This is a genomic window from Nostoc sp. (assembly GCF_036916975.1).
Classification (GTDB): domain Bacteria; phylum Cyanobacteriota; class Cyanobacteriia; order Cyanobacteriales; family Nostocaceae; genus Nostoc.
The window spans coordinates 1-13052 of sequence record NZ_JBALFF010000125.1; the positions used below are offsets into that span (position 1 = coordinate 1).

11 protein-coding genes are annotated in these 13052 nt (G+C 42.3%); 3 read left to right on the forward strand and 8 right to left on the reverse strand.

Annotated elements, in window-relative coordinates; translation table 11 throughout:
- The first annotated feature begins 184 nt into the window (after window positions 1–184).
- Window positions 185–1192 (forward strand): SPFH domain-containing protein, encoded by a 1008-nt coding sequence (locus V7K73_RS28360; RefSeq protein ID WP_334885212.1) that lies wholly within the window; start codon window positions 185–187, stop codon window positions 1190–1192.
- 8 nt (window positions 1193–1200) lie between these two features.
- Here V7K73_RS28360 and V7K73_RS28365 read toward each other — a convergent pair whose 3' ends face one another.
- Together V7K73_RS28365 and V7K73_RS28370 are read right to left on the reverse strand one after the other, a co-directional pair.
- Entirely contained in the window at window positions 1201–1428 is a 228-nt protein-coding gene (locus V7K73_RS28365; protein WP_334885214.1) for a hypothetical protein, read from the reverse strand.
- Between the two features lie 18 nt (window positions 1429–1446).
- Window positions 1447–1851 (reverse strand): Fur family transcriptional regulator, encoded by a 405-nt coding sequence (locus V7K73_RS28370; protein ID WP_334885216.1) that lies wholly within the window; start codon window positions 1849–1851, stop codon window positions 1447–1449.
- A 144-nt stretch (window positions 1852–1995) separates the two neighbouring features.
- On the opposite strand from V7K73_RS28370, the gene purS reads away from it, so the two are divergent.
- The gene (gene purS / locus V7K73_RS28375) at window positions 1996–2274 is read left to right on the forward strand and encodes a phosphoribosylformylglycinamidine synthase subunit PurS (RefSeq protein WP_334885218.1); all 279 of its coding nucleotides are present in this window, start codon (window positions 1996–1998) and stop codon (window positions 2272–2274) included.
- A 92-nt stretch (window positions 2275–2366) separates the two neighbouring features.
- A complete protein-coding gene (purQ, locus tag V7K73_RS28380; protein ID WP_334885220.1) occupies window positions 2367–3041 on the forward strand; it encodes a phosphoribosylformylglycinamidine synthase subunit PurQ in 675 nt (224 codons plus the stop codon).
- Between the two features lie 133 nt (window positions 3042–3174).
- Here the strand turns inward: purQ and V7K73_RS28385 are convergent, their stop codons facing one another.
- The 6 genes from V7K73_RS28385 to V7K73_RS28410 form a co-directional block, all read right to left on the reverse strand.
- Entirely contained in the window at window positions 3175–3672 is a 498-nt protein-coding gene (locus V7K73_RS28385; RefSeq protein ID WP_334885222.1) for a DUF427 domain-containing protein, read from the reverse strand.
- Window positions 3673–3864: 192 nt separating this feature from the next.
- A complete protein-coding gene (locus V7K73_RS28390) occupies window positions 3865–5433 on the reverse strand; it encodes an HlyD family efflux transporter periplasmic adaptor subunit (RefSeq protein ID WP_334885224.1) in 1569 nt (522 codons plus the stop codon).
- A gap of 131 nt (window positions 5434–5564) precedes the next feature.
- Window positions 5565–8567 carry a peptidase domain-containing ABC transporter gene (locus tag V7K73_RS28395; protein ID WP_334885226.1) on the reverse strand — a complete coding sequence of 1001 codons (3003 nt, stop codon included), beginning with the start codon at window positions 8565–8567 and terminating at the stop codon, window positions 5565–5567.
- Between the two features lie 943 nt (window positions 8568–9510).
- Entirely contained in the window at window positions 9511–9612 is a 102-nt protein-coding gene (locus V7K73_RS28400) for a DUF4114 domain-containing protein (protein ID WP_334885228.1), read from the reverse strand.
- Between the two features lie 323 nt (window positions 9613–9935).
- The gene (locus V7K73_RS28405; protein WP_334885230.1) at window positions 9936–12608 is read right to left on the reverse strand and encodes an alkaline phosphatase family protein; all 2673 of its coding nucleotides are present in this window, start codon (window positions 12606–12608) and stop codon (window positions 9936–9938) included.
- 253 nt (window positions 12609–12861) lie between these two features.
- Window positions 12862–13052: hypothetical protein (locus V7K73_RS28410; RefSeq protein WP_334885231.1), on the reverse strand; the 191-nt coding region annotated here is incomplete at its 5' end.

Here is a 13052-nt window from a genome sequence, read left to right on the forward strand (position 1 = left end):
AGTTTGGAGTTTGGAGTTTGGAGTTTGGAGTTTGGAGTTTGGAGTTTGGAGTTTGGAGTTTGGAGTTTGGAGTTAGGAGTTTGGAGTTTGGAGTTAGGAGTTAGGAGTTTGGAGTTTTTAATCTTCCCCTGCTCCCTCATCCCCCTCATCCCCGCTCCCTTTATTAAAAATCAGGAGATTCATAATGGAACAGTTCTTTTTACTAGTATTTTTAGCCCTTGGTGGTTCTGCTGTAGCGGGATCTGTGAAAGTTGTCAATCAGGGCAATCAAGCTTTGGTGGAAAGATTGGGTAGTTATAACAAAAAGTTGGAACCAGGACTAAACTTTGTCATTCCTTTTGTAGATAGAGTTGTCTACCGAGAAACTATCCGCGAAAAAGTCTTAAATATTCCTCCCCAACAGTGCATCACGCGTGACAACGTTGGCATTGAGGTGGATGCAGTGTTTTACTGGCGCATCGTGGATATGGAAAAAGCCTGGTATAAGGTAGAAAATCTGGAGTCGGCAATGGTAAACATGGTGCTGACTCAAATTCGCGCCGAAATGGGACAACTGGAGTTAGATCAAACTTTTACTGCTCGTTCCCACATCAGTGAACTTTTATTACAGGATTTGGATGTTGCTACCGATCCTTGGGGTGTGAAGGTGACACGGGTAGAACTGCGAGATATTATTCCGTCTCAGGCGGTGCGAGAATCGATGGAATTGCAAATGTCGGCAGAACGACGCAAACGGGCAGCAATTTTAACTTCTGAGGGCGAACGCGAATCTGCTGTCAATAGTGCTAGAGGTAAAGCTGAAGCACAAATATTGGATGCGGAAGCTCGTCAAAAATCGACAATTCTGCAAGCAGAAGCTGAACAAAAGGCGATCGTTTTAAAGGCTCAAGCGGAACGTCAGCAGCAGGTTTTGAAAGCCCAGGCGATCGCAGAATCAGCAGAAATTATTGCCCAAAAACTCCAGACTAATCCCAATGCCAATAAAGCAGTTGAAGTTCTGTTTGCCTTGGGCTATCTGGATATGGGTGCAACAATTGGTAGAAGCGATAGCAGCAAGGTATTATTTATAGATCCGCGCACTATTCCTGCTGCTTTTGAGGGTATGCGTTCCGTTATTTCAAATGGTCAAGTTGACTCTAACGAGTTGTTTTCTAAGCAAATACCAGGATTAGAAAATAATCGTTCTAGTTAAAAGAGGGATCAGGGGACAAGTTTCTTTCTTGTCTCTTGGTCTTTTCCCAATGACAAATGACTAATGTAACAGGTGATCGACGCTATTATTGCGGCGGTGCGGCGGAAAATGGAACGGGATATTAAGAGCGATCGCACTATTTCTTTATAGAAATTCGCATCATTAGCCTGCATAAGCAGGCTTTTTTCTGGTAGGTAGCCACGGGCTTGAGTCTGTAGAAAAATGAAGTGCAACATCAGATAGAATTGGTATGACTATTGACTAATTCCAGTAGCTTGATTTACTTGGCATTCGCTGCACAACCCAAAAAACTCTAGGGTGTGGTAAAAAACTTTAAACTTATGGCTGGATTCTAACTGGTTTTCTAGGTCATGAACGGGGCATTGATTAATCGGAATTGAAACACCACATTGCAAACAAGTAAGGTGGTGTTTGTCTTGCTGCGCTAGGCTATAGAGGGCTTCACCGTTAGCCAAATTCCGCACTTGTACCATGCCTTCGAGTTTTAGGGCTTCTAGGGAACGGTACACTGTTGCTAAACCCATGCTCTGATTTGTATTACGTAATTCTACGTAAATATCCTGGGCGGAAATGCCTTTTTTGATGGTTTTCAGTAGATTGAAAATACGCTCTTGACTGCGGGTGCGTATGGCTCTCATAGACAATTATTTAAATATGCCACTGTAGTTGAAGCTGTTAGATTGGCTAATTGATCAATTAACTTTAACTGCTTCGTGATCTTATTTTCACTCAGTTGGAACAGAAAGTTATAGTATAGCGATCGCAGCATTCAGCAAAAGCCCGTGCAAACTAAGTATTTAGCCAAAATTTTCGTGACGCTTCGTCCTTCAGTCTTAGACCCTGCTGGCGTGGCTGTACAATCCGGTCTTCAGCAAATGGGATACGATAACGTTGACCAGGTGCGGATTGGTAAGTATATTGAACTCACCATTACCTCCACTGAAGAGAAAAAAGCGCGTCAAGACCTCGATCAAATTTGTAACCAAATGCTAGCAAATCCCGTGATTGAAAATTACCGCTTTGAATTGATTGAGGTCGAAACTCAAACTGGGGTATTTTAGGCATTGGGGATTGGGGATTGGTTATTTAATTCATCTCCCTCACTCCCTCATCTCCCTTATCCTCCCCTGCCCCCCACTCCCATTAACTAATCATGAAATTCGGCGTTGTTGTTTTCCCCGGTTCTAATTGCGATCGCGATGTTGCTTATGTAACCAGAGACTTGCTCTTACAACCAACTCGCATGGTTTGGCATCAAGAAACGGACATTACTGATTTGGATGTTGTGATTATACCTGGTGGTTTTAGTTACGGGGATTATCTGCGCTGTGGTGCGATCGCCCGTTTTTCACCCGTGATGCAGCAGGTTATCGAACATGCCCAAAAGGGTAAGTTTGTAATCGGTATTTGCAACGGTTTTCAGGTATTAACTGAAGCTGGACTTTTGCCAGGGATATTGACTAAAAATCGGGATTTGCATTTTATCTGCGATCGCGTCCCCTTAAAAGTTGAGCGGACTAATCTCCCTTGGACGCAAGCTTATACGACTGGTGAAGTTATCACTTTGCCCATTGCTCACGGAGAGGGGCAATTTTACGCTGATGCAGCCACTCTTGCAGAAATTGAAGATAACGGGCAAGTTGTATTTCGCTATGAAGGGGAGAATCCCAATGGTTCACTGAACAACATTGCCGGAATTTGCGATCGCCAGGGCAATGTGTTGGGGATGATGCCGCACCCAGAAAGAGCATCTGACGCGATGCTGGGGAATAGCGATGGCTTAAGGCTCTTTCAGGGATTGTTAGAGAAGGTAGTGGCATTAGCCTAGAGCAAATATCGGGCGACTAGTTGGGTGTTTTGCGATCGCTGTCTGAAAGATAGACTAAGATTCTTCTACAAACGGCGATCGCTCGAATCAATAATTAGCAACTTGGGTTATTTTGGCAAAATTCCAAGTTGGCTCACCATCCCCAAGTACCAGGAGCGCCTTTGAAAGGCCCAACAATATCACTGGTAACCCAACCGCCGTAGAAGTTACCTGGTTGTGGTTGCACTTCTTCACCATTCACGTAGCATTTATCCATTAAATGAGCGTAAAAAGCTACATAGTCCTTCATAGCTTCAAAAGCTAGTGTAGGGCTAGGGTAGAACCAGGCAGCATTATGGACTTCTTTTTCACCAACTCGGATTGTGTAGTAACCAGCACTTCCCTTCCACTCGCAAAAGCTAGATTGCGGTGTCAGCTGCAAATATTCCATTTTGATATCCGCAGGAGGAATGTAGTAAGAAGGAGGATGACTAGTTTCTAAAACACGTTTGGCGTTGTGCGTATCTGCAATTCTTACGCCGTTAAAGATTATTTCGATATGTTTAGTTGTATCCTCCAGACGAGGAGGACGGGGGTAATCCCAAACTGATTCTTGTCCGGGAGCCGGTTCAATGCGTTGAAAATTAACCATCCTAAAATCTTGATGTCAAAATAACTGATAACTGTTGACTATTCACTGATTTAACTGCTATCCGTGGGTTTAAGTCCCCCGGTTCTAAAAATAAGCAAGTTTTGTGTTGGGGACAAATCCCTGTCACAAAACGTAATTGCGAATTGCGTTCGCGGAGCGTGCCGGAGGCTCTATTGCGAATTGCGAATTGGTTTAACGTACCTCTTTAAGAGTATCCATTTGCTTCGTAAACAACTCAGTGAATAAACTAAGCACAGTCCGTTCTTCGCGGACTTTTATATTGGCAGTAATTGACATCCCTGAATGTAAATTAACGTTTTTACCCTTAATCACTAAGGATTGTCTATCTAAATGCAGCTTTGCCGGAAATCTATAAAACTGATGTGTTTGATCTGGCGGTAATGCGTCTGATCCTATCCCAGCCACTTCCCCTTTGATATCGCCAAATTCGCTGTAAGGAAAAGAGTCAATTCTGATATCTGCCCTCATCCCTTTTCGCACAAAACCAATATCTTTGTTAGTGATGAAAACTTCAGCTATATAGTTTTCATTTGGGACTATTTGTAGCAGTTTTGTCGTCGGAGTTGCTACAAATCCAGGGTTTTTTGCTTGTAAATCGAAAATTGTTCCGGCTACAGGCGCACGGAGTTCTTGATATTTAACGTTTAACTGTGCTTGAGAAATTTTACTATTGACATCTGCTAAATGCTGCTCATTCTCCAGCAAAACTTTAGTGAATTGGCTATCAATTTCGGCAATCCGCTGTTTGTTATCACTTATCTTATCCAAAATGTTTTTATCAGATAGAGCCACCGTATTGCTTAACTCTTGTTGCCCTTTTTCTATATCAAACTGAAGGCGTTTTTGTTCCTCGCCTAATTGCGCTACTTCTGCCGTGCGGTTTTGTACTTCTTGTTGCTGATTGAGATACTGAAGCTGAGAAATACCACCTTGTTCTGATAATATCTTAAGTTTAGCTAAAATCCCGTCTTGAATAGCTAAACTGGCTTTACTATCTTCCAGCTTATATTTATTTTGAGATAGTTGTTTTTTAGTTTTTTCTACTTCTAATCGGGCTGCTGAAGACCGAGAATCTAATTCTTTTTTGGCAACTTGTAGAAGTTGTTGCTCATCAATTCCTAGTGCAGAATCTCCACCAGAATTTTTTAATTGAGTCCGTAATAATTCATTTTCTCCTACTAAACTTGCCCGACTTTTCAGCAGAAAAGCAGTTTCTTGTGGCAAATTTCCACGCAAATATAACAGTTCAGATCCTGTGCCGTTACTTGCCCCCATCAATCGGCGATAAATCTGGTTTTCTTTAGTTAATGCAACGCGAATTTTATTCAAAGAATTTAATTCAGCAACCGAAGCGATAGAATCAAAAGTTAGTAGCAAATCTCCTGGCTTTACTTCTTGCCCATCTTTAACATTAACTGTTTTCACCACTCCACTAACAGGAGCCTGAACTTCTTTGACTGTTCCTTGTGGCTTTAATTGCCCTGTTGCTGGCACTACTTGCTCAATTTTGGCAAAATAAGCCCAAGCCATCCCAAAGCAGGCTAACGCCATTAGGGTGATCATAATTGTCCGCGACCAAATTGGAGATTGGCGCAAGACAATAGATTGCTCAAATTCTTGACTACTTGAGTTTATTAAAGACTGTTGAGCAGCTTTCTGTTGTTTTGTAAGTACTGATGAATCTTGCTTGACTCCATTTTTGTGATTGCCATTTTTGTGATTTCCATTAAGTTGAGTCATAACGATTTTGGATTTTGGATTTTGGATTTTGGATTTATTGTAGAGCAGTTCTTCATGGGGTCATTTCCCCCAGTAAGAACTGCTCCCTTACCCCTCTGCCTCTTCGTTGCCATGCTCCCAGCAATGACTAATTACAAGTTCACATCTTGTTGCTGATACAGGTAAAAATAATGACCTTTAGTAGCCATTAATTCGTGATGGCTACCTTGTTCTATAACCCTGCTATTATCCATCACTACGATCATGTCTGCATTACTTACAGTGTTCAGCCGATGGGTAATAAAAAATACTGTATCACCCTTGAATGCTTTGGCTAAATTGAGACATATTTGCCGCTCTGTGGGATAATCTAAGGCGCTGGTTGCTTCATCTAAAACCAGTAATTTTGGTCGTTGTAAAACAGAGCGAGCGATCGCAATTCTTTGTCGTTGTCCCCCTGAAAGTGCAGAACCCCGTTCTCCCACCCGCGTGTTGTAACCGTTGGGTAAGTTCATGATAAATTCGTGGGCGCACGCAACTTGAGCCGCTTCGATAATTTCTTCGGTTGTCGCATCAGGATTCGTCAAGGCAATATTTTCTTGAACGCTACCGTCAAACAACAATGTCTCTTGGGGAACTACGCCTATTTGTCGTCGTAGTGAATAGAGTTCCACTTTGGCAATATCATAACCATCAATCAAAATTCTGCCGGACTCAGTTTCGTAAAGTCTCAGCAATAATTTCATCATCGTACTTTTACCAGATCCACTTTGTCCGACAATGCCGACAAATTTCCCAGGCTCAAATTCGAGGTTGACATTAGAAAGTTGCAGAGGGCCACTTGTGCCAAAACGGAAGGAAACATTTTCATATTTCACTGCTCCCTTAATTGTCGGTAAGGGTATATTGTAGCGGTCTGTTTCGCCTTCTTGTGGGGTATCGACAATATCGCTTAAACGCTCTAGAGACAAGGCTGTTTCTTGGAAACTTTGCCAGAGTTGAGCTAAACGCAATATTGGGCTGGTGACATAACCCGATATAATTCTAAAGGCAATTAATTCGCCTAAAGTTAATTCTCCTTTGAGGACTAAATAAGCTCCTACCCACAAAACCAGTAAGCTACTGAGTTTGTTGAGAAAGTTACTGGTAGAGTTAGCGAGGGTGGAAGTTACAACAGTTTTAAAACCAGCAGCGACAAACCGAGCGTAACGTTCTTGCCAAGAAAAGCGCGATCGCAATTCGATATTTTGCGCTTTTACGGTTTGAATTCCTGACATCACCTCCACTAAATAAGATTGAGTTTCGGCGTTGCGTTCGGCTTTGGCACGTAACTGTCTGCTAATGGTGGGAGAAGCAACTAAAGTGATCAAGATAAATACTGGAATTGTGCTTAAGCCGACTAACGTGAGTTGCCAACTGTAAATCAGCATTACACCGATATAGACCAACGAAAATAGAGCATCTAACCCGACTGTTAAGGCAGTACCTGTTAAGAATTGGCGGATATTTTCTAATTCGTTGATCCGAGTGGAAAGTTCACCCACCGGTCGGCGTTCAAAGTAGCGCAACGGTAAACGTAACAAGTGGTCAATAATTTGTGACCCTAAACCCATATCGATCCGGTTAGTGGTATCGACAAATAAGTAGGTTCGTAAGGTAGTCAGTATTGCTTCAAATAATCCGACTACTAATAGCAAAACCCCCAAAATATGTAGTGTGCCAATACTATTTTGAGTGATAACTTTGTCGATAATTAACTGAACTACCAGAGGATTTGCCAACGCTGCCAACTGCACGAAAAAGGAAGCGACAAAGACCTCTATCAAGACTCGACGGTGGCGTGACAAATAGGGCAGAAACCACCGTAAACTAAAGCGCTCTTGCGGCGTTTGACTGGTAGCAGTCAGTAATAATACCCTAACTTTGGGGGGAAAGTCGGTTGGATCAACTTCTAATTGTTCAACCAATTGAGCGGGTTTGCAGCGGACAATTCCTTTGGATGGGACACCCACAACTGCGGTATTTGCATCCACTTCATATAAAACGGCAAAATTATCACCGTAGCGAATCAGCGCCGGTGTTGGAATGCGCGTCACTGAGGCGATTGGTAGCTCTAACAACTGCGCCTTCAGTCCAATTAACTCTGCCAAGTAAGCAGTAACTTGAAATGATATGACACCCTGACGTTTGACTTGCTCAGTTAAGATGCGGCGAACCACTTCTCGACGAAACGGCATTTCTAGGTGCTTCGCAACCATTTGGAAGCAGGCGAAGGCTGTATTTAATTCTCCCTTACCACTAAAAAACGGGTATTTTTGTTTTGAGGAATTATTTGAGGTTGAGGGGGCTGTCTGGGGAACTATTTCGTCTGATGCGTAGGGAATATCTAATTCCTCTTGCCGCTCTAATTGGGTATTATTTACCGCCAGTACTATCTCATGACTATCTTCCAAGATCAAATCTGACGGATGTATACCAATCAACCGGGCGGGGTTTTGACTTATGACTTGGATATTGTCTCTGGCGTTGTCCGATTCTATGCGATCGCCAGGTGAGAAATTCGTTACTGTACCTCCGCCACTCAAAAACCAGACCCTTTCCCTATCAAGTTGGTTGAATGGAGTTGCTCCTGGAGGGAGGTAATGTATTTTCGCTTGTGGTAAAGCGTTTTCTGCCACTTCTTTAAAATTTAAAGTAGCAAGTGGTTGCTGTTTCCAATATGAACTGAGAACATCAAAAACTTCCACCAAATAGCTGTGGTTCTTGCGAGCATTGGCAAAAGCTGGGTATAAACCCAGAAAACTAAAATATGCCGATGCACTCAAGGTTAAACATACTACTTCGGTGGAAGCGATCGCTGTTTCACAGGCGACATCGCGCAACAAACCAATTTCGCCGATAATTTCCCCCGGTTGCAGCAATTTTAGGGTAATTGGCAGTTGCGTCTGAGGATCGTATCCCAACAGGCGCACTTGTCCCTCATAAATGATCGTGATCTGTTGCGGGAGACTATCTTTACCGATGATTTTCTGACCTATCCGATAGCGCCAAGCTTGCACCTGTTCTGATAGGTTAGCGATCGCCCCATCTGGTAAGTGATCAAACCCCTCTAGGGTGGTGACAAATTCGAGGAAACTGTTCTTGATATAAGTCATATAAAACAAGTAAAAGTGAGTAATTAAGCCGAAATTATTAGGGAGTTTTTTTTTATTAACAGTGCCAGTGTTTGCTTTTATGCTATTAGTGGTAAGACTTCTGGGAAATTCCCGTGTCTAAAGATGTCAAACTACAGAGGCGAGGTTCGACTAATTGCAGCCCATTTATATTACACCGTTACAATTGTTATGGGTTTTTCATAAAGTAAAGTGTAAATACATTAAGGATAAGTTATCACTTGATTAACTTATCTAATTTATACACTGCCAAAACCAGTATTTACCACCATTGTAATTATCTAAAATAGACACTCCTGATCAAACTAAGACACATAAATGCAGTTGTTAAATTTAGCGCCGCCGATTGTAATTTATGATAATCAATATGAAATTATCATAAATGCTTTTTTAAGTAAATACCCTAGTTAAGAATTATGTAATAAAAAAAACTTCAAATTTCGGAATTTTTCTGATAAATCCTTAAGTATAGGGATTGACACTATGATTGATGGCAAAAACGGTAAGCTTTTCTCGCTAACACCGCCATACCCGATTTGTAAAACAATTCCCCATCACTTTTTTGCTAGCTTAATTTAATAAAAATTAACTAGCAAAGTAAAGGTGAAGATTTTTTGTCAGCTTACAGTAATAACTATTAAATCTATGAAGCAAATACAAGAAATGCCTTCAGTAAATTTACTGCTTTAATTAATATTGAGTCCATCTAATCGCCATACATGAAACAATCCCATTTTATAGATAAGTAGGTAGGCAAGATAAAATCAAACTATGTAACGAAAAGTAAAATCTCTGTATTTGGCTCGTAGTTGCGCTTTAGCGCATCTTTATCCGGATGCGCTAAAGCGCAACTACGAACCAGTGATGATTGTTTGCGCTCTCTTACTTAGTATAATTTTTACTAAATAATATCCTCAGTTTAATATTATGCAGCATTGACACTTAAATTTACCTGCACAATCATAGCGTTGTAATCTTTGTCACCACCATTTGCTAAATCTTCAAAACCAAAGGTGTTATTCGCCAAGACCGGCCCCCACCCCTAGTGTTCTGTCCCATTAATTTTGCGGGACTGCGAGATCCCCGACAACTTCTACGAAGTCGGGCATCTGAACACCACGAACCTCTGAAAACTTTTGAGACACACTAGTGTTGGGCTTAGTTTAATTGGGAACGCACAAAGCTTGTCGAAGGCAAGAGTGCGAATTGGTTTCATGTGGCGGGCGAGAGGCTTCTTGCTGTTTCAGCTAACAAATATAAAAAACGAGGGAATATCATCCCTCGCATTTGCAAAATTGCCACAACTTAACTATTGAATGAATATTCAACTAAGCTGTAATCATCTTTCGGCTAAATGACACTAGCAGAAAAAACGAAATTATTTGCTGTGAGACTAGCTGCTGTGATTCCCAGCAATGAAGCCAACTCTGTATTTCCAGTTTTCACGATAGTATCACTACCCTGTTGCAACAGTGTTAGTCCACTAAACTGAGTAACACCAATGCCACCCACCCCGATTTTATCAATGCCGATCGCAAAATCAGTCACAATGTTCTTACTAGTTGGCAAACTACCATCAGCAAGAAAGAATTGGTCAATACCAGCACCACCACTGAGGCGATTACCGCCCCCAAGACCTGCAAATAGCACATCATCACCATCGCCACCAAACAACGAGTCATTCACACTGGAGAAGAGTTTGTCATCTCCAGAACCACCGTAGAGACGATTATTGCTACCGTTACTGGTGAGGGTGTCGTTACCTGAGCCACCAAAGGACAATTGACGCGAACCTTCAACTACTGTAAGAGTATCAGCACCTGCGCCTCCAAACAAATTATTACCACCATTGGCTTCAACTACGGTAAGTTTGTCATCACCAGCACCACCATCGGCAGTAGTATTGTTAGCAGGGCCATTTGCGCCAATTAAGACTTGATCGTTACCGTCCCCTGTAGACACAGAGGAGTCACTACCAACTACCACCGTGTCATCACCGCTTCCAGTGACGATTGTGTTACCTTTAGTACCCTGTACAAAGTCTGCTCCGTCACCTGTAAATAAGGTTTGATTTGGTTTGAGAGTAACATCATCACTACTAGTAGAACCAAATTGAAGGTCTAGTGTTGTGAGTCCAACAGTGCGACCATCAAACCCTGCGGCTGTAAAGTAGTGAGTATTGCCTACACTCTGAGAATCCAGAATTGTTGCTTGACCATTAGTAGTTTTTTCTGAAGTCAAGACTTCTTTCGTGGAGGGAACTGCATCGGGGCCTCCCACCAATGCTTCTGTAATGGCACGACCTTTCAAATCGCCATTACTGGGAATATCTAACCCCAGAATCCGAGCAAGTGTAGGTGTTACATCAGCATTACTGACAGGCGCATAGTCCACATAGCCTTGTTTAAAGTCCGGGCCAATAGCCTCCATGTTATTGAAGGTGTCACCTCGACCAAAGCTGCCATGCATCCCCTGCCCTTGCTGCAAAGTTGTGTCAGCAATTTCTACTTGAGCTTGAGGGTTGTTTGGGTTGCTTGGGTCGGTGCTAAAGGTTTTGAAGTTGATAACTATAGATGGAACTGGTGTTTTAGCATCACCTTTTAGCGCGATCGCACTCAGTGGTAAAGCGCCTGGAATGGTTCCTAATGCATCGTCTACAAAAATACCACTGATGTAGTCCTTTTGCGAGAGCAAATTTACTACCTGTTTGGCTAAGTCAGCATTGCCATTAGGCAGATAAATCAGATCCGATCCACCATTAGCAGCTACAACTATCTTTGTACCTGAGTCAAGTTGGCCATTAATTACCTCACCTGTACCACCAATTACACCATTCCCAGAAATAGGACGTTGACCTTTTGTAGCATCAACAGTGGCATACTGGATCTTCTTGAGGTCTGGGGGAAGGGTTGTCGGGTTAGGATCGTATAAGGGTAGACCTAGATCGTGAGCCAAATCAATCGCAACAAAGCCTGCTGGTAGAAATCCCGGATTTACACCAGCATAAGTTTGAGTCGCAGCATAACTTGTAGTTTTTGTGCCTTGGCTATCAATAGCTTGTTTGCTGATCGTAGAAAAACCGTGGTCGGAAGTCACAAAGACATCAGTAGTTTTGTCTAAGCCTGTACTCTTGAGATAGTCAAGAAGTTGTTTTAAATTATCATCAGCATTTTTCACCCCAGCTTTTGAAGTAGGGCCATTGATACCTGGTGTCAAGGTGTTTAAGCTATCACCTTGATTATGTTGAGTACCATCGGGATCTCTTGACCAGTAAACCAATGCAAATGGTTTACCCTCTTCCTTAAACTTGGGTAAAATTACTTTGGTAGTGGCATCTGCAAAGTATTGTTGTTGAGCCACATTAGCATTTAGGGTGCCAGGAGTTGTATTATTACCAGATGGCTGGACTCGCGGTGTCGGTTTTACATCTAAACCAACGGCTTTTAAGCGATTGACAATATCTGGAGCGAGTGGAACACCAGAAGGCGAACCTGCGGCTGTTGTCGGCGGTGTTGCACCATTTGTAGTGTCATCAATAATAATTGTACTGGGGGTAGGAATAGTACCTGTAGTACCACCTTCTCGGTTAACTTGTGTAACATCTTGGATGGCAATTGGCCCTAATTTACCAACTGCTGCTGTGTTGAAACCCTGCGATCGCGCATAAGCTAGAAGTGACTCTTCATCTAAAAAGTTGTTACCGGGAAACTTTTCGTCAATATCTCCCAGAACCGCATCATTTTCGATGAATGGCGTAACACTACCATTGGCATTAGGACTAGGAAAACCAGTGTAGATGGTGTTGCTAAAGTCACCTGTATCACCAAGATAATGCCCCGTTGCGATCGCAGCAGCATTCGGGGTGGTAAATGTGGGAAACAGCGAATGACTATTGGCAAAACTAACTCCCTGCTGACGGATGTTATATAAAGTTGGCGTGTCAATGGGATTTACAGAACCGTTACGCAATCCATCAGCAACAAAAATAATGACATTTCTACCGTTGCCGTTTGTATCAGCCATGCCGACTACTCCTTAAATATTGTGAGCTACTATTAATTAATCGCAACAATTATGTGTCTATATGAGCGATTAATTACACTTAACCCAAGCGAAAAATACTTGGTGTCCACATAAATTAGTGGAGAAAATTAAATTAATATAACTCTGTTTCCTGTCTCAAAACATAGTTGTTCAATGTTTAAGGAAGGTTATAAAAAAGTTAAGATTTTAGACAAAAAGCAGAAGGATCTTTACTAACAAAAAGATCCCCGACTTATTGAAGAAGTCGGGGATCTGATCCTCTCGGTGGAGAGTTCGCCATTCGGCTTGGGGCGCTCGTATCGCCCACGCTCTTGAAGGTAAGTAAGTGGGCGCAAATAATCATCACTGGTTTGTAGTTGCGCTTTAGCGCATCTTTATCCGGATGCGCTAAAGCGCAACTACGAGCCAAATACAGAGATTTTA

Coding starts and splice junctions, on each gene's coding strand:
- V7K73_RS28360 (WP_334885212.1), top strand. CDS start 185: ATGGAACAGTTCTTTTTACTAGTATTTTTAGCCCTTGGTGGTTCTGCT.
- V7K73_RS28365 (WP_334885214.1), bottom strand. CDS start 1,428: ATGTTGCACTTCATTTTTCTACAGACTCAAGCCCGTGGCTACCTACCA.
- V7K73_RS28370 (WP_334885216.1), bottom strand. CDS start 1,851: ATGAGAGCCATACGCACCCGCAGTCAAGAGCGTATTTTCAATCTACTG.
- purQ (WP_334885220.1), top strand. CDS start 2,367: ATGAAATTCGGCGTTGTTGTTTTCCCCGGTTCTAATTGCGATCGCGAT.
- V7K73_RS28385 (WP_334885222.1), bottom strand. CDS start 3,672: ATGGTTAATTTTCAACGCATTGAACCGGCTCCCGGACAAGAATCAGTT.
- V7K73_RS28390 (WP_334885224.1), bottom strand. CDS start 5,433: ATGACTCAACTTAATGGAAATCACAAAAATGGCAATCACAAAAATGGA.
- V7K73_RS28395 (WP_334885226.1), bottom strand. CDS start 8,567: ATGACTTATATCAAGAACAGTTTCCTCGAATTTGTCACCACCCTAGAG.
- V7K73_RS28405 (WP_334885230.1), bottom strand. CDS start 12,608: ATGGCTGATACAAACGGCAACGGTAGAAATGTCATTATTTTTGTTGCT.